The 21,160-nt window shown below is 70.7% G+C and carries 21 protein-coding genes and 1 tRNA gene; 16 read left to right on the forward strand and 6 right to left on the reverse strand.

What is annotated here, in order from left to right; all coding sequences use genetic code 11:
- The first annotated feature begins 56 nt into the window (after positions 1 to 56).
- The 8 genes from INTCA_RS10675 to INTCA_RS10710 all read left to right on the forward strand — a co-directional run bounded on the left by INTCA_RS10675 (position 57) and on the right by INTCA_RS10710 (position 9,718).
- Positions 57 to 890: a class II glutamine amidotransferase gene (locus tag INTCA_RS10675; protein ID WP_199921497.1), complete on the forward strand. Its 834-nt coding sequence runs from the start codon at positions 57 to 59 to the stop codon at positions 888 to 890.
- Between the two features lie 87 nt (positions 891 to 977).
- On the forward strand, positions 978 to 3,371 hold the full coding sequence (locus INTCA_RS10680; RefSeq protein WP_013492930.1) for an ATP-binding cassette domain-containing protein: 2,394 nt from the start codon (positions 978 to 980) through the stop codon (positions 3,369 to 3,371).
- Positions 3,372 to 4,514, forward strand: coding sequence for an NnrS family protein (locus INTCA_RS10685; RefSeq protein ID WP_013492931.1), 1,143 nt, complete (start codon positions 3,372 to 3,374; stop codon positions 4,512 to 4,514).
- A gap of 208 nt (positions 4,515 to 4,722) precedes the next feature.
- Positions 4,723 to 6,249 carry a M23 family metallopeptidase gene (locus tag INTCA_RS18725; RefSeq protein ID WP_013492932.1) on the forward strand — a complete coding sequence of 509 codons (1,527 nt, stop codon included), beginning with the start codon at positions 4,723 to 4,725 and terminating at the stop codon, positions 6,247 to 6,249.
- A gap of 111 nt (positions 6,250 to 6,360) precedes the next feature.
- On the forward strand, positions 6,361 to 7,155 hold the full coding sequence (locus tag INTCA_RS10695) for an amino acid ABC transporter ATP-binding protein (protein ID WP_013492933.1): 795 nt from the start codon (positions 6,361 to 6,363) through the stop codon (positions 7,153 to 7,155).
- A gap of 62 nt (positions 7,156 to 7,217) precedes the next feature.
- A complete protein-coding gene (locus tag INTCA_RS10700; protein ID WP_013492934.1) occupies positions 7,218 to 8,042 on the forward strand; it encodes a glutamate ABC transporter substrate-binding protein in 825 nt (274 codons plus the stop codon).
- A 120-nt stretch (positions 8,043 to 8,162) separates the two neighbouring features.
- Positions 8,163 to 8,828 carry an amino acid ABC transporter permease gene (locus INTCA_RS10705; protein ID WP_013492935.1) on the forward strand — a complete coding sequence of 222 codons (666 nt, stop codon included), beginning with the start codon at positions 8,163 to 8,165 and terminating at the stop codon, positions 8,826 to 8,828.
- A complete protein-coding gene (locus INTCA_RS10710) occupies positions 8,825 to 9,718 on the forward strand; it encodes an amino acid ABC transporter permease (protein ID WP_013492936.1) in 894 nt (297 codons plus the stop codon). Before INTCA_RS10705 ends, INTCA_RS10710 begins: the two co-directional genes overlap by 4 nt.
- Before the next feature lie 126 nt (positions 9,719 to 9,844).
- On the opposite strand, the gene INTCA_RS10715 is transcribed toward INTCA_RS10710, so the two are convergent.
- The 4 genes from INTCA_RS10715 to INTCA_RS10730 all read right to left on the reverse strand — a co-directional run bounded on the left by INTCA_RS10715 (position 9,845) and on the right by INTCA_RS10730 (position 13,769).
- Positions 9,845 to 9,917, reverse strand: a tRNA-Asn gene (locus INTCA_RS10715).
- Between the two features lie 82 nt (positions 9,918 to 9,999).
- Positions 10,000 to 10,518 carry a hypothetical protein gene (locus tag INTCA_RS10720; protein WP_013492937.1) on the reverse strand — a complete coding sequence of 173 codons (519 nt, stop codon included), beginning with the start codon at positions 10,516 to 10,518 and terminating at the stop codon, positions 10,000 to 10,002.
- A complete protein-coding gene (gene dnaG / locus INTCA_RS10725) occupies positions 10,518 to 12,485 on the reverse strand; it encodes a DNA primase (RefSeq protein WP_013492938.1) in 1,968 nt (655 codons plus the stop codon). Before dnaG ends, INTCA_RS10720 begins: the two co-directional genes overlap by 1 nt.
- A 33-nt stretch (positions 12,486 to 12,518) precedes the next feature.
- A complete protein-coding gene (locus INTCA_RS10730; RefSeq protein ID WP_013492939.1) occupies positions 12,519 to 13,769 on the reverse strand; it encodes a deoxyguanosinetriphosphate triphosphohydrolase in 1,251 nt (416 codons plus the stop codon).
- Positions 13,770 to 13,901: 132 nt separating this feature from the next.
- On the opposite strand from INTCA_RS10730, the gene INTCA_RS20470 reads away from it, so the two are divergent.
- Together INTCA_RS20470 and INTCA_RS10735 are read left to right on the forward strand one after the other, a co-directional pair.
- Positions 13,902 to 14,033, forward strand: a complete 132-nt coding sequence (locus tag INTCA_RS20470; protein WP_013492940.1) for a hypothetical protein — start codon at positions 13,902 to 13,904, stop codon at positions 14,031 to 14,033.
- A gap of 45 nt (positions 14,034 to 14,078) precedes the next feature.
- Complete coding sequence (locus INTCA_RS10735; protein ID WP_013492941.1) at positions 14,079 to 14,798, forward strand: hypothetical protein; 720 nt, start codon at positions 14,079 to 14,081, stop codon at positions 14,796 to 14,798.
- A 1-nt stretch (position 14,799) separates the two neighbouring features.
- Here the strand turns inward: INTCA_RS10735 and dusB are convergent, their stop codons facing one another.
- A complete protein-coding gene (gene dusB / locus INTCA_RS10740) occupies positions 14,800 to 16,059 on the reverse strand; it encodes a tRNA dihydrouridine synthase DusB (RefSeq protein WP_013492942.1) in 1,260 nt (419 codons plus the stop codon).
- Positions 16,049 to 16,765 carry an alpha/beta fold hydrolase gene (locus INTCA_RS10745; RefSeq protein WP_013492943.1) on the reverse strand — a complete coding sequence of 239 codons (717 nt, stop codon included), beginning with the start codon at positions 16,763 to 16,765 and terminating at the stop codon, positions 16,049 to 16,051. Before INTCA_RS10745 ends, dusB begins: the two co-directional genes overlap by 11 nt.
- Before the next feature lie 17 nt (positions 16,766 to 16,782).
- Here INTCA_RS10745 and INTCA_RS10750 point away from each other — a divergent pair, with 17 nt between their 5' ends.
- The 6 genes from INTCA_RS10750 to INTCA_RS10775 all read left to right on the forward strand — a co-directional run bounded on the left by INTCA_RS10750 (position 16,783) and on the right by INTCA_RS10775 (position 21,154).
- Positions 16,783 to 17,640 (forward strand): sulfurtransferase, encoded by an 858-nt coding sequence (locus INTCA_RS10750; protein ID WP_013492944.1) that lies wholly within the window; start codon positions 16,783 to 16,785, stop codon positions 17,638 to 17,640.
- 5 nt (positions 17,641 to 17,645) lie between these two features.
- A complete protein-coding gene (locus INTCA_RS10755; protein ID WP_013492945.1) occupies positions 17,646 to 17,933 on the forward strand; it encodes a DUF6703 family protein in 288 nt (95 codons plus the stop codon).
- Positions 17,934 to 18,025: 92 nt separating this feature from the next.
- Positions 18,026 to 18,949 (forward strand): metal ABC transporter substrate-binding protein, encoded by a 924-nt coding sequence (locus INTCA_RS10760; protein WP_244859820.1) that lies wholly within the window; start codon positions 18,026 to 18,028, stop codon positions 18,947 to 18,949.
- On the forward strand, positions 18,946 to 19,752 hold the full coding sequence (locus INTCA_RS10765) for a metal ABC transporter ATP-binding protein (RefSeq protein ID WP_013492947.1): 807 nt from the start codon (positions 18,946 to 18,948) through the stop codon (positions 19,750 to 19,752). Before INTCA_RS10760 ends, INTCA_RS10765 begins: the two co-directional genes overlap by 4 nt.
- A complete protein-coding gene (locus INTCA_RS10770; protein WP_013492948.1) occupies positions 19,749 to 20,753 on the forward strand; it encodes a metal ABC transporter permease in 1,005 nt (334 codons plus the stop codon). The genes INTCA_RS10765 and INTCA_RS10770 overlap by 4 nt, the downstream gene beginning before the upstream one ends.
- On the forward strand, positions 20,750 to 21,154 hold the full coding sequence (locus INTCA_RS10775; protein WP_013492949.1) for a Fur family transcriptional regulator: 405 nt from the start codon (positions 20,750 to 20,752) through the stop codon (positions 21,152 to 21,154). Before INTCA_RS10770 ends, INTCA_RS10775 begins: the two co-directional genes overlap by 4 nt.
- Positions 21,155 to 21,160: the final 6 nt, after the last annotated feature.

The raw sequence follows: 21,160 nt of genomic DNA on the forward strand, positions 1-21,160 counted from the left end.
CCCGCGCGTCACCGCGCCCCTGTCGCCGACCCGACCCCGTCTGGTTCAGTGGATGGATGTGCAGATGGATGGCCTACTTCGGCGACCCGGTCCTCGCTGCCGACCTGCTCTTCCGCCCTGACCACTCGGTCATCGACCAGAGCCTCAACTCCCGCCTCGGCGCCACGACGACGAACGGCGACGGCTTCGGACTCGGCTGGTACGGCGCCGGCCCCGAGCCGGCCGTCTACAAGTCCACGCACCCGGCGTGGAGCGACCCGAACCTGCGCGAGCTCGCCCAGCAGGTGCGCACCCATCTCCTTTTCGCGCACGTGCGCGCCTCGACGGGGACCGCCGTGCAGCGCTCGAACTGCCACCCGTTCCGCCACGGCCGCTGGCTCTGGATGCACAACGGTCAGATCGCCGAGTTCCCCACGCTCAAGCGGGATCTCGTCCTCGCCGTGGACCCGGGTCTCTACCCGTCCATCGAGGGGAGCACGGACTCCGAGGTGCTCTTCTTCCTCGCCCTGACTTTCGGGCTCGAGGACGACCCGTTCGAGGCGGTGGCCCGCGCGGTAGGGCTGGTCGAGGACGTGGCCCGCGCCCACGGCGTCGAGAACGCCGTCCAGATGACCGTCGCGACGGCGAACGGCGACTGCCTCTGGGGGTTCCGCTACTCCACGGAGGGCCGGAGCCGGTCGCTGTACTACTCACAGGACGTCGCCCAGCTGCGCCGGCTGCACCCGGACGTCGCCGTCCTCAAGGGTCTCGGCCCGGAGACGCGACTCATCGTCTCCGAGCCACTCCTCAACCTGCCCGGCGCGTGGACCGGCGTCCCCGAGGGCTCAGCCGGCATCGTCAGACCCGGGACCGACGAGATCCGCCCGTTCGTCCCCATCCCAGCGGGCTAGGGCCCCCACGGTCGATGTCGTATGCCGCCGGGCTCGGTCCTCGCACGACGCTCGGCACGCGGTCGGTGGGGTACTAGGTTGGCCGTCATGACGCGCCCTGAGACGCAGACCGGTCCGGAGCCGTCGACCCCACTTCCCGCCGACAGCCATGACCTCATCCGCGTGCACGGCGCCCGGGAGAACAACCTCAAGGACATCAGCGTCGAGATCCCCAAGCGCCGGCTGACCGCGTTCACCGGCGTCTCCGGCTCGGGAAAGAGCTCCCTCGTCTTCAACACCATCGCCGCGGAGTCCCAGCGACTCATCAACGAGACCTACAGCGCCTTCCTCCAGGGCTTCATGCAGACCCTGGCCCGACCCGACGTCGACCTGCTCGACGGGCTGACCACGGCGATCATCGTCGACCAGGAGCGGATGGGCGCGAACCCCCGGTCCACCGTCGGAACGGCCACGGACGCCAACGCGATGCTCCGCATCCTCTACAGCCGGCTCGGCCAGCCCCACATCGGCTCGGCCCAGGCGTTCTCGTTCAACGTCGCCTCCATCTCCGGCGCGGGAGCCGTGACGATCCAGCGCGGGGAGAGCACGACCAAGGAACGGCGCAGCTTCTCCATCACCGGCGGCATGTGCGCCCGTTGCGAAGGGATGGGCTCGGTCACCGACTTCGACCTCACCGCCCTGTACGACGCGGACAAGTCGCTCAACGAGGGCGCGCTGACGATCCCCGGCTACAGCATGGACGGCTGGTACGGGCGCATCTACCGCGGCTGCGGCTTCTTCGACCCCGACAAGCCGATCAGCAAGTACACCAAGCGGGAGCTGCACGACCTGCTCCACAAAGGTCCGACCAAGGTCAAGATCGAGGGGATCAACCTCACTTACGAGGGACTGATCCCCAAGATCCAGAAGTCGATGCTCACCAAGGACGTCGACGCGATGCAGCCGCACATCCGGGCGTTCGTCGAACGGGCCGTCACGTTCACCACGTGTCCGGACTGCGACGGCACTCGCCTCAACGCGACGGCGCGCTCCTCCCTGATCCGCGGCAAGAGCATCGCCGACGTCTGCGCCATGCAGATCACGGACGCCGCAGAGTGGGTCCGACAGCTCGACGACCCATCCGTCCGCCCGCTCGTCACCGGCCTCCAGCACCTCTTCGACTCGTTCGCCGAGATCGGGCTGGGCTACCTGTCGCTCGACCGGCCCGCCGGGACCTTGTCCGGCGGGGAGGCGCAACGCACCAAGATGATCCGCCACCTCGGGTCGTCCCTCACCGACGTCACCTACGTCTTCGACGAACCGAGCATCGGGCTGCACCCGCACGACATCCAGCGGATGAACGGACTGCTCCTGCAGCTGCGCGACAAGGGCAACACCGTGCTCGTCGTCGAGCACAAGCCGGAGATGATCTCCGTCGCCGACCACGTGGTCGACCTCGGGCCGGGGGCGGGCGCAGCCGGGGGAACCGTCTGCTTCGAGGGCACCGTCGAGGACCTGCGCCGGAGCGGGACCATCACCGGCCACCACCTCGACGACCGTGCCTCGCTCAAGGAGTCGGTCCGCGAACCGTCCGGTGTCCTCGAGGTGCGGGAGGCCAACCTCCACAACCTGCGCGACGTCGACGTCGACATCCCCCTCGGCGTCCTGACGGTCGTGACGGGTGTGGCGGGCTCGGGGAAGAGCTCACTGATCCACGGCTCGGTGGCCGGGCGTGACGGCGTCATCGCCATCGACCAGGCGGGGATCCGTGGGTCCCGCCGGAGCAACCCGGCGACCTACACCGGCCTCCTCGACCCGATCCGCAAGGCCTTCGCCAAGGCGAACGGCGTGAAGCCGGCCCTCTTCAGCGCCAACTCCGAGGGCGCCTGCCCCGCGTGCAACGGCGCCGGGGTCATCTACACCGACCTCGCCCTCATGGCCGGCGTCGCCACGACGTGCGAGGAGTGCGAGGGGCGGCGGTTCCAGGCGGCGGTCCTCAAGTACCGGTTCGGCGGCCGGAACATCAGCGAGGTGCTCGCCATGCCGGTCGACGAGGCGGCGGACTTCTTCGCTCGGGGGGAGGCCCGCACTCCGGCCGCCCACACGATCCTCGACCGGCTCGCCGACGTCGGGCTCGGCTACCTGAGCCTGGGCCAGCCACTCACGACCCTGTCGGGTGGCGAGCGGCAGCGACTCAAGCTCGCGACCCACATGGGCGGCAAGGGAGACGTCTACGTCCTCGACGAACCGACCACCGGCCTGCACCTGGCTGACGTCCAGCAGCTGCTCGCCCTGCTCGACCGACTCGTCGACTCCGGCAAGTCAGTCATCGTCATCGAGCACCACCAGGCGGTGATGGCACACGCCGACTGGATCATCGACCTCGGGCCGGGTGCCGGGCACGACGGAGGCCGGGTCGTCTTCGAAGGCAGGCCCGCTGACCTGGTGGCCTCGCGGAGCACCCTGACGGGGACGCACCTGTCGGACTACGTTGGCGCCTGAATGCCGGCGCGCCCGCCGTCGCACGGCTTTCCGGCCCACCGGCCGTTGTTCCTCCTCGCCCAGGCCGCGGCCATCGTCGGGGGCCTCGTGTGGCTGCTACCCACCGAGGAGCCGATCCGGCTGCACCTGACGTGGTTGGTCTTCGGGATGGGCAGCGCCGCCGTGGCCGGCTATCTCCTCACCGCGCTGCCGAGCTGGACGGGGCACCGAGCGTCGGCGGCGACCGTCTGGGGACTCGTGTCGCTGTGGCTCGTCACGCGGCTCCTCGCCACCTTCGGATGCCCCGCCGACCTCGCCTTCATCGTCGCCGACATCGCCTTCCACGCCGTCCTCATGACCGCCTTGGCCGTCCCCGTCCTTCGCCGCAGACTCTGGAGGAAGGTCCCACTCACCCTCGCCCCCGCTGTTCTCGGTGCGGCTGAGCTGGCGTTCGCGTCGGCGCCGCACGGCTCAGCCCTCCCGGTGGCGGCGGTCCTCCTCTTTGCCGCGCTGATCAGTCTCGTCGGGGGCCGGGCAGTCCCCGCTTTCGTCGGTGCGGCCCTTCGCTCGCCCGCCCCTCCCCCTGCGGCCGGGCCCCTGGCACCGGCGCTCATCGCGGGGGCGACCGGCGCGGTGCTGGTCGGTGCCGAGCGGGCCGGAGGTGTCCTGCTCGCCGTGGTCGGCCTGTTCACGCTGGCACGGGTGAGGCACTGGTCGGTCACGCGCATCCGAACGCACCCCGGCGTGGCGATGCTGGTGCTGGCGTGGCTCTGGCTCGGCTCAGGGCTCGGCCTCCTCGGCGCGGCCCTGATCGTCGGGGCGGGGGCGCCGGCTCCCGTGACGGTGGGCACCGCGGTGCACGCCCTCACCATGGGAGCCATGGGAAGCATGATCTATGCCTTCACGGCCCGAGCGACCATGCTGCGCACGCCCGGAGTCCTGGTCCCCACGCGAGCGCAGCAGATCGGCTTCCTTCTCGTCCTGCTCAGTCCGGTCCCGCGGCTCGTCCCGTGGCCGGACGCGCCGACGGGCCACGCCGTTGCCGTCCTGGCCTGGTGCCTCGGGTGGGCCTGCCTGCTCGCCAGGACGATCCGGACCCTGCAGGATCCGGCTCCTTGGCCAGCCCTCAGCGCGGCCCGGGAGGTCGGGGGACGCGTCCGCTGACGCCGTGGACCACATCGTCGATCTCACAGAGTCGGCGAAATCACTGGAAACTTCGGCTGGTTCCGGCCCCGAGGCCCGCCGATCATCTTATGGTGGAGACACCGGCTGGCAGCGCGGCGCGGGGGCGCTCCGCTCTGGCGGCCGGTCCGGAGTCACCGTCAGGAGACCCCGGTCCGATTCTCGATCTGCCCGATGGGGGTGCCTGCCCGTGCAGGAGCCGATCAGGCCGACCACCGGCCCGACCGTGGTTCACATCCGGATGCGCGGTCGGACCTTGACGTTCGCGACCGGTGTCACGCTCTTCGCCCTGCTCCCCTTCCTCGGTGGCAGCGCGCCCCAGCTCGAGCGGCAGTCCGTGGTCCTCGCCGCCGGAGCCGCAGCAGCGGTCCCAGCCGCGCCGAGCATCCCCGCGCCGGCCTACCCCCAAGGCGTCACGCCGGAAATGTCGGGGTCGCTCTCTGGGCTCTCGTCAGCGATCGGCGGAGGACTGTTCCAGTTCCCGGGGCTCTCGCTCTCCCCCACCCTGGCGCCAGCCCTCGGGTCGCTGCTTCCGGGCCAACAGGCCGAGATGCGTTTCATCCACCCGGTTCCGGGCGGACTGTCGTCCACCTTCGGCCCGCGCATGCACCCCGTGCTGGGGGTGCCGATGTTCCACACCGGCATCGACCTCGCAGCGGCCTGTGGCACACCGATCCGTGCCGCCGCGTCCGGCACCGTCGTCTACGCCGAAGTCTCAGCGTCCTGGGGCGCCCGGACCATCATCGAGCACAGCCCGACCCTGAAGACGGCCTACGGCCACCAGTCCAAGTTCCTCGTCAAGGAGGGGGACGTCGTCAAGCAGGGCGACATCATCGGACTGGTCGGGACCACCGGCTGGTCCACCGGCTGCCACCTGCACTTCGACGTCATCCTCGACGACCGCTACGTCGACCCGGCTCCCTACCTCGGCCTGCCGTCGTCGCACGCTCCGAGCATCCCCTTCCTGGCCGCGCCTCATGTCGTCCGGGACGACACGGGCCGGCCGTTCCACACCGTGGAGGACGGCGACGTGCCCATCCCGTCCCCGACCTCGTCCTCGACTCCGAGCTCGCAGCCCTCCGGCAGCACCACTCCCAGCCCGTCAGACACGAGCTCGACGACGGCACCGCCGACCACGGATCCCACCACGACCGACCCGACCACGGATCCCACCACGACCGACCCCACCACGGATCCCACCACGACCGACCCGACCACGGATCCCACCACGACCGACCCCACCACGACCGACCCGACCACGGATCCCACCACGACCGACCCGACCACGGATCCCACCACGACCGACCCCACCACCACGGCTCCTGCACCCAGCACCACGTCCGAGCCGACCACGACGAACGCGACCACCGCCGAGCCCGCTCCCAGCACCACGTCCGAGCCGACCACGACGAACGCGACCACCGCCGAGCCCGCTCCCAGCACCACGTCCGAGCCGACCACGACGAACGCGACCACCGCCGAGCCAGCTCCCAGCACCACGTCCGAGCCGACCACGACGAACGCGACCACCGCCGAGCCCGCTCCCAGCACCACGTCCGAGCCGACCACGACGAACGCGACCACCGCCGAGCCCGCTCCCAGCACCACGTCCGAGCCGGCGGCCACCACAGCTCCGAGCGAGCCCGCGACCACCTCCGACGTCGCAGAGCCGACCACCGCGAGCGCCACGGCGAGCGCCACAGCGAGCACCGACTAGCACCTCGACCGCGGCGCGGGTCACCCGGAGACGGGGGACGGCTTCGCTACGATTCGGCGACGCTCCTGCGGACCTCTCGCTCAGGGGAGCCGCAGCCGATAGGTTTCCGGCATGGACGAAGCGAATGCCGTCGGCAGCGATGCCCGACGTGACGCGAGCACCGACGGCCAGCACCCCATCGTGGTCGTCGAGGGCGTCAACAAGCACTTCGGCGACCTGCACGTGCTCAAGGACATCAACCTCACCGTGGGCAAGGGGGACGTCGTCGTGGTGCTCGGCCCGTCCGGGTCGGGCAAGTCGACGCTCTGCCGCACCATCAACCGTCTCGAGACCTTCGAGACGGGCCGCATCCTCATCGACGGCCAGCCGCTGCCGGAGGAGGGCAAGGCGCTGGCAAAGCTGCGGGCGGACGTCGGAATGGTCTTCCAGTCCTTCAACCTCTTCGCCCACAAGACGATCCTGCAGAACGTCACGCTCGGGCCGATGAAGGTCCGGGGCATCGGCAAGGCGGAGGCCGAGAGGAAGGCCACGGAGCTGCTCGAGCGCGTCGGGGTCCAGCAGCAGAGGGACAAGTACCCGGCGCAGCTCTCGGGTGGCCAGCAGCAGCGGGTCGCCATCGCCAGGTCCTTGGCGATGAACCCCAAGGTCATGCTCTTCGACGAGCCGACCTCGGCTCTCGACCCCGAGATGATCAACGAGGTCCTCGACGTCATGACGAGCCTCGCCAAGGAGGGCATGACGATGATCGTCGTGACCCACGAGATGGGCTTCGCCCGTCGGGCGGCGGACCGCGTCGTCTTCATGGACGAGGGCGAGATCGTCGAGCAGGACACGCCCGAGGAGTTCTTCACCAACGCCCGGTCTCCCCGAGCGAAGGACTTCCTCAGCAAGATCCTCACCCACTGATCAACACCGTCAGACCGTTCCCGGCCACCGCCGGGCACCCACCCCACCAGGAGGAACAACTCATGAAGCTACGGCGCACCAGCGCAGTCGCCATCGCGACCGTCGCAGCCCTCGGCCTCGCCGCGTGCGGGAGCGACGGAGGCAACAGCGGGGCCGCGGGCGGCGACAAGGTCAAGGTCGGCATCAAGTTCGACCAACCGGGCCTCGGCCTCAAGACCGGCGCCACCTACTCCGGGTTCGACGTCGACGTCGCGAACTTCATCGCGAAGGAGCTCAACCTCGACGTCGAGTTCGTGGAAGCCGTCTCCGCCCAGCGCGAGACCCTGCTCAAGACGGGGCAGGTCAAATACATCGTCGGCACGTACTCCATCACCGAGAAGCGGATGGCCGACGTGTCCTTCGCCGGCCCGTACTTCATCGCCGGGCAGGACCTGCTGGTCCGCTCCGACGACACCTCGATCACCGGCAAGGACACCCTCGACGGCAAGAAGCTCTGCTCCGTCAAGGGCTCGACCAGTGCCCAGAAGATCAAGGACGAGATCCCCGGCGTCAACCTGCAGGAGTACAACACCTACAGCCTCTGCGTCGACGCCCTGAAGTCCGGAGCGGTCGACGCCCTCACCACCGACGACACGATCCTCGCCGGGTACGCGGCCCAGGACACCAACAAGGGCAAGCTCAAGGTCGTCGGCAACAAGTTCTCGACGGAGAACTACGGTGTCGGCGTCAAGAAGGGCGACACGGAGTTCTGCAACCAGGTGGTCACCGCACTGAAGAAGTTCATCGACGAGGGCAAGTGGCAGGAGTCGGTCGACAAGTGGCTCGGCCCGGCCAACTACAAGCCGGGTGAGGGCAACCCGCCCACCCCGACCTGCCAGTCCGCCTGATCACCCAGCCCACCGCAGAGGGGTATGCCGCTGAGCTGGCTCAGCTCAGCGGCATACTTCCCGCTCCGGCTGGCCCCCAGCCGGGTCAGCACAAGCTCGACCGCCCGAGGAGGACTGCACATGGGTGAACTCTTCGCGGAGTACAACATCTTCGCGGCATTCGGGATGACGATCCTGCTCACCGTCACCGCCGCCATCGGCTCGCTCCTCATCGGCACCATCGTGGCGATCATGCGGCTCTCACCGGTGGGGGTGTTCCAGCGGACCGGTGCGTTCTACGTCAACACCGTGCGCAACACCCCGCTGACCCTGATCATCATCGCCGCGAACATCGTCATGGCGGTCAACCTGGGGTTCAACTTCAGCGACGAGTTCGCGCGGAACAACCTCATCTGGGCGGTGATCGCCCTGTCCGTCTACCACGCCGCCTTCGTCTGCGAGGCCATCCGATCGGGCGTCAACACGGTTCCCGTTGGACAGGCCGAGGCGGCCCGGTCGATCGGCCTCACGTTCGCGCAGAGCCTGCGTGACGTCGTTCTGCCGCAAGGTTTTCGGGGAGCGATCACCCCTCTTGGCAACACGCTCATCGCCTTGACCAAGAACACCACGGTGGCGACCGCCATCGGCGTGGCGGAGGTCAGCGGTCTGATGAAGGAGATGCTCGAGCTGCGATCCGACCTGATCCTGCCGATCTTCCTCATCGTCGCCATCGGCTTCGTCATCCTCACCCTGCCCATGGGGATGCTGACGACATACCTCTCCAACCGGCTGGTGGTGAAGCGGTGAGCACCGCTGTTCTCTTCGATGCCCCCGGTCCGAGGGCCCGCGCCCGCCACCGCGTGCTCAGCCTGGTCGGCCTGCTGCTGATCCTCTCGTTCGTCGGCTTCGCGTTGTGGAAGCTGGGCGAGAAGGGCAACCTGGACGCGGAAAAGTGGACGCCGTTCCTCACTGGCGAGATCTGGGTCGAGTACCTCATCCCGGGCCTGCTCACCACCTTGAAGGCCGCGGTCATCTCCGTGGCCCTCGCCGGGATCTTCGGTGTGGCCTTCGGCATGGGCCGCGTGTCGAACCACGCTGCCGTGCGGTGGCTCAGCACCATCGTGGTCGAGTTCTTCCGCTCCGTGCCCGTCCTCGTCATGATGATCGCCGCGTTCTACTACTACTCGGCCAACAACGTCTTCGACAGCGACATCAACCCGCTCGCCGCTGTCATCACCGGGCTGACGCTCTACAACGGATCCGTCGTCGCCGAGCTGATCCGGTCCGGGGCGGGGCTGTCCATCGGACTGACTCCTGGCCAGACGCTCCGGTCGATTCTCCTGCCGCAGGCGATCACGGCCATGCTCCCGTCGCTGGTGAGCCAGCTCGTCGTCGTCCTCAAGGACACCGCCCTCGGCGCGATCATCACCTACGACGAGCTGCTCAACAAGTTCGGGCAGATCGGTTCGTACAAGGGCAACCCGGTGCCGGCGATGATCGTCATCGCGATCATCTTCATCGTCATCAACTACGCCCTCACCCGCGTCGCCGCCTACGTCGAGAGGCGCCTGCGTGAGCGAGGGCGCGTCACGATCACGCGCGGCGCCGCCGGACCCGGTGCGGTCGCCGAGGTGGACACGGCCATCCTCGACGAGCAGCTGCAAGAGGCCGACGAACGCGCTCTCCGGGACCGCTGAACCGCCGCCAGTCGAAAGAGCAGTTCGCGCCACCTGGCCAACTCAAGAAGAACCGTTCGGGGCACCGCACCACAACGAAAGAGCAGCTCGCGTCACGGCCGTGTCGCGAGCTGCTCTTTCGAGGTGCTCCCCCGGTTGGACTCGAACCAACAACCTGCCGGTTAACAGCCGGCTGCTCTGCCAGTTGAGCTACAGGGGACTGCTGCCGGGCAACCATAGCAAAGGAGTTCGCCCGGGACTAAATCGGCTCTCGACAACCCCGGGCGGCCATCGGGAGCAGCTCAGAGACCGACTTCGGAGCGCATTCGCTGGAGTCGTCTGGCGGCCTCGGCGGCCACGTCCGGGTCGCCCGGATCGACGCCCTTGCCCGGGATGACCTGCTCCAGAAGCCCGCCGGTCGCAAAGTCCTGGCGGATCACGACGCGCACGGTCCGCCGGTTGTCGGCCCGGAACTCGTCACTGAGGACGACGCTCGCCTGGATCCGCTCCCGGAGGGCCTGCTGCAGCATCGAGGGTTCGCGCACGAGCCACTGGGCGGGGCGACGGTGGTCGACCCAGACGACGGTGAGCAGGCCTGAGTCACCCTGCCACGTGCCCGACTCGGCCTCGTGCCAAGGGCGCTGCCAGAGCAGGGCGCCGTCGGATCCGACGGAGGCGAGCCGGTGCGTCGACGCGACGACGTAGCCACCGGCCTGCTCGTCCTGCGCCCAGGCGATGATCCGGTCGCCCGAGGCCAACGGCACCGCTCGCCGGATCTCGCCGGGGAGCTCCGCCTTGCGCCGGCGGCCGAAGATGCCCATCAGGCCATTCCTTCCTTGATCGTGGCCAGCTGCCGCTGGAGCTCCTGCAGCTTCACCGCGAGGGACCGAGAGCGGTGCGGATCGGGTGCCGCGGCGTGGTCGAGGCGGCGCATCTCGCTCATCGCATCCGCCACCCGCCGCGTCAGCTCGACCGTGCGGACCCGGTTGAAGAGCTCCTCGACGTAGCGCGCGGTCGGCAGGCCGGTCGTCGCGTCCATCCGGGTCGGGAGCGTCGCGACTGCCAGCTCGCTGATGAGCGGCGCCACCGCTGTGGGGGCGGCCTCCGTCACGGTGGAGACCCAGGACCCGAGCGAGGGGCGCTCGCCTGAGCCTCCGGCGATCCTGATCCCGTCGAAGACCGCCCGGTGCGCCGGCGCCGAGAACGCATCCGGGGAGAGCAGGTCGATGGCGCCTGGCCGGAGCAGCGTGGGGAACTGGAGCAGCACCTGCAGGAGCTGGCGCTCGGCCAGCACCACAGGGTCGCGCCGGTCCGGCACCGGCAGCAGGCCGGCCGCCTCGTCAGCACCGGGCTCCACGTCGTCGAAGCCCCCGGCTGCCCGGGCGGAGCCGGCTCCCGGCGCCGACGGGCGGTTGACGGAGCGGCCGTCCGCCCGGTCAGCGTCCACCTGGAGCCGTCCGGCGCGGGCCACCTCGGCAGCGACCTGCTCGACCTCGAGACCGAGGACCCCGGCCACCTCCCGGGTGTACTCAGGGCGGAGCGACCGGTCCCGGATCGAGCCGATGATGGGTGCCACCGCTCGGCTCGCCTGGACCCGGCCCTCCGCGGTCCCGAGGTCGAACCGCTTGATCGTGGTGCGCACCGCGAACTCGAACATCGGGACCGCGTCCTCGATGAGCGCCTGAACGGCCGGGTCTCCACCTGCCTGCCGCAGCTCGCAGGGGTCCTTCCCGGACTTCTCCACGGCGACGAAGGACTGGGAGGTCCACTTCGCGTCGTCGGCGAACGCCCGCATCGCTGCCTTCTGGCCGGCCGCATCCCCGTCGAAGGTGAAGATCACCTTGGCGGGGGCGAGGTCGGCCTCGTCGCGCATGATCCGGCGGAGCAGCTTGATGTGCTCGGCGCCGAAGGCGGTGCCGCACGTCGCGACCGCGGTCTCGACCCCCGCCAGGTGGCAGGCCATGACGTCGGTGTAGCCCTCGACGACGACCGCCTGACGGTCCTGGGCGATCCGCTTCTTGGCGAGGTCGAGCCCGTAGAGGACCGTCGACTTCTTGTAGATCGGCGTCTCGGACGTGTTGAGGTACTTCGCCTCGATCCGGTCGTCGTCGAAGATCCGGCGCGCCCCGAAGCCGATCGTGCTGCCGGTGATGTCGCGGATCGGCCAGACCAGGCGCCCGCGAAACCGGTCGTAGAGTCCTCGGGACCCGCGTCCGGCGAGGCCGCCGATCACGAGCTCGTCGTCGGTGAAACCCTTGCCGCGCAGGTGCCGGACGAGCTCCTCCCCGCCTCGGGGCGCGAAACCGACGCCGAAGTGCCGGACGTGGCTGCTGTTGAAGTCGCGGGCCCGCAGGAAGTCCCGGGCGAGTCGAGCGCCTTGGTCACCGAGGAGTCGCTCGGTGTAGTACTCCTCCGTCACCCGGTGCGCCTCGAGGAGACGGGAGCGCCGCCCCAGCCCCTCCTCGCGGGGCCGGGACCCGCCGTCCTCGTACCGCAGCTCCATCGAGAGTCGCTGCGCCAGCCGCTCGACGGCCTCGCTGAAGGTGAGGTGGTCGACCTTCTGGATGAAGGAGATGACGTCCCCGCCCTCCCCGCAGCCGAAGCAGTGCCAGGCGCCGACGGCGGGGCGGATGGTGAACGAGGGGGTCTTCTCGTCGTGGAACGGGCACAGCCCCTTGAGCGACCCGGGGCCGGCTGGGCGCAGCGTGACGTGCTCACGGACGACGTCCTCGATCGAGGAGCGCGACTTGACGGTCGCGATGTCATCAGGGTTGATCCGGCCGGCCATCAAGCCTCCTCTCGCTGCCGTGAGTCTAGGTCGTCAGGCACCTTCGGCCGTCGGCCCCACCCACAGGGAGTGCAGGAGCAGCGCCCGGCCGTCGGTCAGCGAGGCGACCTGGTCGACGATGACCCGCCGCCTGGCCGCATCGTCGTCGGCCGCGCGGTAGTCGGAACGAAAGGGAGTGTCGAGCCGCAGGTCCGGCTCGGCCGCATACGCGTCGACGAGGTCGCCGAGGAGGTGGCGCTGGCGCTCCTTGAGGGCCATCTGGTCCTGCGTCGTGACGACGAACTGGTTGGCCACCGCCTTGAGCACCGCGCACTCGGCGCGCGTCTCGTCCGGCACGACGAGGTCGGCCTCGTAGCGGCTGAGCGGCCCGGGGCCGTGGCGCTCTCGCGTCGCGAGCTCCACGGCGAGGACGAACCGGCCGATGATCCGGCTGGTCATGTCCTTGAGCGCGGCGAGGTCGTTGCGCGAACCGTCGAACCGGGCCGGGATCGCCCCGGTCGCGAGGATCCGCTCCAGGGCGGCGGCGAGCGCCGCCGGGTCCTGGTCCGGGGCGTAGGTCGCCGCGGCCACCTCGAGGACCGAGCGCATCTCCGTGCGTGAACGGAGCGCGCGAGGGTCCATCCAGTCGGAGGCGATGGCGTCCTCGAGGTCGTGGACGGAGTAGGCGACGTCGTCGGACCAGTCCATCACCTCGGCCTCGAAGCAGCGGACACCGGGCTCGGCGTCGGCGCGGAGCCACTCGAAGACCGGCAGGTCGTCCTCGTAGGCTCCGAACTTCCGCGTCGGCACCGGACCGTCGCCGCGGACCCACGGGTACTTGGTGGCCGCGTCGAGCGAGGCGCGGGTGAGGTTGAGGCCGGCTGGTCGCCCGTCGGCGTGGCACCGCTTCGGCTCCAGCCGGGTGAGCAGGCGCAGGGTCTGTGCGTTCCCCTCGAACCCGCCGATGTCGGCGCAGATCCGGTCGAGCTCCATCTCCCCGTTGTGGCCGAACGGCGGGTGGCCGAGGTCGTGGGCCAGGCAGGCCGTGTCGACGAGGTCGGCGTCGCAGCCCAGCGCGGCGCCGAACTCCCTGCCGATCTGCGCGACCTCGAGGGAGTGGGTCAGGCGGTTGCGCACGAAGTCGTCGTGGCCGGCGCCGAGGATCTGCGTCTTGCCGGCGAGCCGGCGCAGCGCGGCCGAGTGGACGAGGCGGGCGCGGTCGCGGGCGAAGTCGTCCCGGTCGGCTCGCTTCTGCGCCGGGTCCTCCGCGACCCATCGCTCCCGGTCGAACTCCGTATAGGCCACACCCAGACTCTAGGCCGTATGCCGCTGGGCTCGGTGGCGCGCGAGGGCTGGCTCCAGCACCGGCGGGCTCTGGGGCCCGTGGGGCATACTGGCCATGAAGCCACCTCGGCTTCCAACCGTCAGGAGCCAGACATGGCCGACAAGTCCCCGCGTTCCCGGATGTCGCAGAAGGGCAAGTCCATCAAGGAGAAGCGCTCCGACAAGCACGCCAAGGAAGAGGCGGCCAAGCACCACGAGATCATCCCTCCCCGCAACAAGCACTGAGGCCGGAGCTCAGCTCAGCTCCGCGGGGTGCGCCATGATCGGGGCGTGACCGACCGCATCGCCCTGGCCGCCCGCAACAACGCCCTCTGGTGCGACGCGGTGTGCCGTACCCATGGCCTGCCGGGTGTCCTCGACGAGCTCGCCTGGACCTCGCCGAGGCGGACGCCGCCCTACTACCCGGATGCCGTGACGGTCTCACCCGATGCGGGCGAGTACGACCTCCTGACCCGCATCGACCCCGGGGACGGCGCCTCGGTGAAGGACAGCTGGTCCCGGCTCGACCTGTCGACCGAGGACTTCGCCCGGCTCGTCGTCGGCGAGTGGCTGTGGTGGGCGCCGTCCCACACTGCGGCCGGTCAGGGGCCGACCGGCGAGGCTGGCGGACCGACGTCGTGGCGGCCGATCACGACCGCGGGCGACCTGGCCTCGTGGACCCGGGCGTGGTCGTCGGACCCCGACGACGTCGGGCTGTTCCGTCCCGCACTCCTCGACCACCCTGGCGTTCACGTCCTCGCGGGCAGCGGCCCCGACGTGGGGGGGTGCACCGCCGGCTGCATCGTCAACGTCACGGACGGCATCGGTGGGCTGAGCAACACGTTCGCGGCGGACGGCGACGAGGAGCAGACGTGGCGCTGGGCCGTCGCGGCCGCGCAGCGGCTGCTGCCGGGCCTGCCCCTCGTCGGCTGGGACGCGGGGTCCGGGGTCGAGGCGGCGGTCGCGGCCGGCGCGGAGCGCCTCGGGCCGCTCACGGTCTGGATCAGCTGAGTCAGCCGCCGCTGACCGACAGCTCAGCCTGCGCCACGACGCGACGGTGCTCGTCGGACAGCTCACGGGAGTCGAGCCACCCCTCGGGCAGGACGACGTGGCGGGACGAGCCGGATCGTCCGCGCTGGCCCTCCGCCGCCTCACCAGGCCACGGGGCCTCGCGGTCGAGCGTTGCGAGCAGCCGGTCGAGCGAGGCGATCGAGTCGACGAGAGCGAGCGAGCTCCTCAGCGTCGAGCCGGCCGGGAAGCCCTTGAGATACCAGGCGATGTGCTTGCGGATGTCGCGGCAGGCCCGTTCCTCGTCGCCGTAGAAGTCGGTGAGGTAGAGGGTGTGGGTGCGGAGCGTGTCGGCGACCACGCCCAACGACGGGGTCACCCGAGCGGACGAGCCGGCGAAGGCGGCGGCCAGGTCGGTGAAGAGCCAGGGCCGACCCAGGCAGCCTCGGCCCACCACCACGCCGTCACAGCCCGTCTCCGCGACCATCCGCAGGGCGTCCTCCGCGGACCAGATGTCGCCGTTGCCGAGGACGGGGACGGTCGTCACCGTCTGCTTGAGCAACCTGATCGCCGCCCAGTCGGCGGTGCCCGAGTAGGCCTGCGCGGCGGTCCGCCCGTGGAGCGCCACCGCGGCCGCCCCCTCGTCCTCCGCCGCGAGCCCCGCCTCGAGATAGGTGAGGTGCTCGTCGTCGATGCCCTTGCGCATCTTCACCGTGACCGGGATGTCCCGACGGGCGCCCTCCTCGACCACCGCACCGACGATGGAGCGGAAGAGGTCGCGCTTCCAGGGGAGCGCCGAGCCGCCACCCTTGCGCGTCACCTTGGGCACGGGGCAGCCGAAGTTGAGGTCGATGTGGTCCGCCCGGTCCTCCTGGACGAGGATGCGGGCCGCCGCCCGAGCAGTCGCCGGGTCGACGCTGTAGAGCTGGATCGACCGGGGGTTCTCGTCGGGGTCGTGCTCGATGAGGCGCATCGTCTCCGCGTTGCGCTCGACCAGGGCTCGCGTCGTGATCATCTCGCTCACGTAGAGGCTCGTCGCTCCGCTCGCGCCCCCGGTGACGGCGCCCTCGTTGCCGTACTCGCGGCACAGGCGACGGAAGGCACGGTTCGTGATCCCCGCCATCGGGGCCAGCACGACGGGTGACTCGATGACGTGCCGACCGATGCGCAGGGCCGGCAGCCCGGGGCCGGCGCCCGGTCCCGGGTCCGTCGCCGGGGAGGTCACGTTGCTCACGAGACCCGATTGTCCCCAGTCAGCGCCCATCCACCGAATCGGCGAAGCGCAGCAGCGCCGCGGCGAACGCCCGGGGCTGGTCGAGGTTGGCGAGGTGCGAGGCCCTGGGGATGATCTCGACCCGGGCGCGCGGACAGTCGCGGAGGAACCGTCTCGTGCCCAGCCGCATCTGGTCGAACTGCCCGTTGAGCAGCAGGAGCGGGCACGTGAGCCCGGACAGCATCGCGGGTCGGCACGACGTCATCACCGCCTGCCAGGCCGTGGCGGTCGGGGCGAAGAAGTACCCGCCGGCGATGACCGGCTCGATGAGGTCGACCGCATAGAGGCGCCTCAGCACCCGGTCGTTGAGACGAGTCATCCGGTCCGGCCCCAGCCGGTCCGTCACCGCCGCGACGCCCCGGTAGATCGCCGCTCCCGGACCCACCGGCGACGCACTGCACCCCGCGAGGACCAGGCCGTCCAGCCGCGAACCCAGCTCAGCGGCATACGCCATCGCGGCGTAGCCGCCCAGGGAGTGTCCGACGAGCACGACCTTCGAAGCGGTTGGGGCACCGTCGACGGCCGCGTCGATGACCTCGACGCAGCGCGCCAGGGAGAACGACTCCGTCGCCCGGGACCCGTGTCCGGGCAGGTCCACCAGGCCGACGGTGACGTGCTCCCGGAGGAGCGGCAGCTGCGGGGCCCACTGAGAGCTGGCGAGCCGGGAACCGTGCACGAGGACCAGGTGAACCGCCACGTCGCGAGGATGCCACGATGGGGGCCATGAGTCACCTCGTCACGGCCCGCGACCTCGCCCACGAGATCGAGGACGTCGTCGTCATCGACGTCCGGTGGACGCTGACGACGCCGGGACAGGAGCAGCCCGGGCCGGCGGAGTACGCAGCCGGGCACGTCCCGGGTGCCTTCTTCGTCGACCTCGACACCGAGCTCGCCGCCCCCCCGGGCGAGGGCGGCCGCCACCCCTTGCCCGAGCCGGCGGTCGTCGAGGGAACGCTGCGCCGGTGCGGGGTGAGCGAGCGGACCAGGGTGGTCGTCTACGACGGCAGGGAGTCCTACGCCGCAGCCCGCGCCTGGTGGGTGTTCCGCTGGGCCGGCCTGGAGGACGTCCGCGTGCTCGACGGCGGGTTCGCGGCGTGGGTCCGCGCCGGGCTGCCCGTGAGCACCGAGGTCCCCGAGGTGCACCACGGCGGCTTCGTCGCCCGTCCCGGATCGATGCCGACCGTCGATGCCCACGGGGCTGCCGACGTCGCCCGGAGCGGGCTGCTGCTCGACGCCCGGGCTCCCGAGCGCTACGCGGGCGAGCAGGAACCGATCGACCCGGTGGCCGGACACATCCCGGGTGCGGTCAGCGCTCCCACCGCGGCTTGGCTGGCCGAGGACGGGACCTTCCGCGCCGACCTCGCCGCCCACGCGGCCGAGGTGCTCGGGCAGCACAACGGCCCGGTCGCCGCGTACTGCGGGTCCGGAGTCACCGCTGCCCATGCGGTGCTCGCGCTCGCCGAGGGCGGCGTGGACGCGGCGCTCTACCCCGGCTCGTGGAGCGAGTGGATCCGAGACCCGCGCCGGCCGGTGGCCACCGGTCCGGGGCCGGGTCGACCCTCGTTAGGGTGACTCCCGTGACGCTGAGCTTCCGGTCCCGCATCGAGCACGCCTCCGCACCGTGGGTGGAGCGGCTCGACGCCCTTCCCCGCGCCGTGAGCCTCGGCGTCCTGCTCCTCCTCCTCGCCGTGGGGATCCTCGGGCCCTCCCCTTGGAGCGGTGTCGCGTTCCTCGTCGTGGCGGTGTTCGTGTCGTGGCTGCTCTTCCTCACCTGGCAGCGGCTCACCCTGCCCGAGCGGCTCCTGCGGGTCGCCGTCCTCACCCTGGTCGTGGCCGTGTCCATCGTCGAGCTCGCCCCCAGCTGACGACCGGGACCGCGGCCGGGGGCGCGACCGAGCCCAGCGGCATACGACCCCCGGTTTTGACAATGATTCTCATTTCGAGAATGATTCTCAGCATGACCCGACGCCTCGCCGCGCTCACCGCCGCGGCCGTCCTGACCCTCACCGCGAGCGCCTGCTCCAGCGACGCGCCCCTCCGGGGGACCTCGGGTGGAGCCGCCGGAGCGCCGAGCGTCGTCACCAGCTTCTACCCCATCCAGTTCGCGACCGAGCGGATCGCCGGCGAGGGGGCTGACGTCTCGGTCCTCACCAAGCCCGGCGCCGAGCCGCACGACCTCGAGATCGGCGCCCAGGACCTCGCACGCCTGACCGACGCGTCGCTCGTCATCTACTCCAAGGGCTTCCAGCCGGCCGTGGACGACGCCGTCGAGCAGGTCGATCCCACGCGCGCGCTCGACGTCTCCGGCGCCGCGCGCCTGACCGTCACCGCCGCCGCGGAGGAGCAGCACGCCGGCGGCAGCACCGACCCGCACTTCTGGCTGGACCCCGAGCGCTACGCCGACGTGGCACGAGCGATCGGCACGCGGCTCGCCGAGCTGGACCCGCAACGGGCCGCGACCTACGAACGCAACACGACGGCCTTCGTCACGGAGCTGACCGCGCTGGACGAGGAGTTCGCCGCCACCCTGAGGTCGTGCTCCATCAAGGAGCTCGTCACCAGCCACGCAGCGTTCACCTACCTCGCCGACCGCTACGGCTTCGAGCAGCACGGCATCACCGGCGTCTCCCCCGAGGCGGAGCCCAGCGCCGCCGGCCTCGCAGAGATCACCCAGCTGGTCAGGGACCACGGCGTCACGACCATCTACCAGGAGACCCTCGTCGAGCCGCACTTCGCCGAGACGGTCGCTGCATCCTCCGGAGCCACCGTCGCCACGCTCGACCCGCTCGAGGGCATCACCGACGCCTCCGCCGGCACGGACTACTTCGCGGTGATGCGGAGCAACCTCGCGACCCTCAAGCACGGGCAGGGCTGCGCATGAGCGCCATCATCGAGCTGACCGACGCGTCCTTCGGCTACGGCCGGCGCCCGGTCCTCACCGGCGCCAGCCTCACCGTCGAGCGCGGCGAGGTGGTCGCCGTCCTCGGCCCCAACGGAGCCGGGAAGTCGACCCTGATGAAGGGCATCCTCGGCCTCAACCACCGGCTGGGCGGGATGGTGACGCTGTTCGGAACACCGGCCGATGAGCTCCGCGACCGAGCCCGGATCGGCTACGTGCCCCAACGGCACACCCTCTCGTCCTCGGTCCGCGCCACCGCCGAGGAGATCGTCGAGTCGGGGCGCCTCCCCCGGCTCGGCTGGCACGGCCGGCTCCGAGCGACCGACCGACAGATCGTCTGCCGGTCGCTCGACCTCGTCGGGCTCGCCGACCGGGCGGGCACCGAGGTGAGCACGCTCTCCGGGGGCCAGCAACGGCGCGTCCTCATCGCGCGGGCCCTCGCCGGACAGCCCGACGTGCTCATCATGGACGAGCCCACCGCCGGCGTGGACGCCGCGAGCCAGCACGTGCTGGCCGATGTGCTCGGCCGCCTCGTCGAGCGGGGCGTCACCATGGTGATCGTCACCCACGAGCTCGGGGCGCTCCGTAGCCTGCTGAGCCGGATCATCGTCGTCGACCGCGGACGCATCGTCTTCGACGGGGACCGGGAACGCTACGCCGCGCGGCGCGGCCTGATCCACCATGACCACGACAGCCACCACCACGACCTCGAGCTCACTCCCCCACCGGGCGCCGTCGTGCACGGGCCGCTCGACCCCTTCGACCCGCGCGGGAGGACACCGTGACCGAGATCCTGTCCACCGACTTCATGCAGCGGGCCATCCTCGCGGCACTCCTCGTCGGCGCGGTCGCCCCGATGGTCGGCATCTTCGTCGTCCAGCGACGGATGTCCCTCATCGGTGACGGCATGGGCCACGTCGCGCTCGCCGGGGTCGCCATCGGAGTCCTCACCCACCGGAGCCCGGTCCTCACCGCGCTCGTCGCGGCCGTGATCGCCGCCGTCGTCATCGAGATCCTGCGCGCGCGGGGACGCACGAGTGGCGACCAGGCGCTCGCGATCATCTTCTACGGGGGGATCGCCGCCGGCGTCGTCATCATCAGCAAGGCCCCGGACGGCACCCCGGCCAACCTCATGAAGTACCTCTTCGGCTCGATCCTCACGGTTCGCCAGGACGACCTGGTCATCTTCGCCGTGCTCGCCGTCGTCATCGCCGTCACCACCTGGGTCCTGCGGCCGCGGCTCTTCGCGGTCGCCAACGACGAGGAGTACGCGCGGGCCGTGGGCCTGCCCGTCCTGACCCTCAACATCGTGCTCGCCGTGCTGACCGCAACGACGGTGGTCATCGCCATGCGGATCGTCGGGCTGCTCCTCATCAGCGCCCTGATGATCGTGCCGAACGCGGCGGCCCAGCTGTTCGCCCGCAGCTTCAGCTCCGGGGTGCGCTGGGCGATCGCCCTGGGGCTCGTCTCCGCGGTCGGTGGCGTGGTCGCCTCCTACCCGCTCAACACGCCGTCCGGGGGGACGATCGTGCTCGTGGCCATCGGGCTGTTCCTCCTCATCTCGATCTCGACGAGCGTCGTCCAGCGGGTGCGCGGCAACCGCCACGACCGGGCAGAGGGCCACGACCACGAGCACGGCCCCGGCTGCGGCCATGCGTCCGTTCCGCACGAGGACCACGTCGACTACGTCCATGACGGCCACCTCCACGCCCCGCACCACGGGCACTACGACGAGCACGGCGAGGTGGCCCCCGCCGAGCAGACGACCGAGGAGGTCACCCCGTGACGACCACCCCGCGCCGGATGACCCGCCAGCAGGCCGCCGTGGCCGAGCTGCTCGAGAAGTGCAACGACTTCACGTCGGCGCAGACCGTCCATGCCCGCCTGCGCGACGCGGGTGAGGGGGTCGGCCTCGCGACCGTCTACCGCGCGCTGCAGGCCATGGTCGAGGCCGGCACCGTGGACGTCCTGCGGACCGACGAGGGCGAGGCCGTCTACCGGGCCTGCTCGACCCATCACCACCACCACCTCGTCTGCCGGGAGTGCGGGCGGACCGTCGAGGTCGAGGGCCCCGCGGTCGAGCAGTGGACCGACCGCGTCGCCGCCCAGCACGGGTTCAGCGACGTGACCCACACGCTCGAGATCTTCGGCACCTGCGACGACTGCGGCCGCCCGGGGGCCTCCTGATCGCGG

This window comes from Intrasporangium calvum DSM 43043 (assembly GCF_000184685.1).
Lineage (GTDB): Bacteria > Actinomycetota > Actinomycetes > Actinomycetales > Dermatophilaceae > Intrasporangium > Intrasporangium calvum.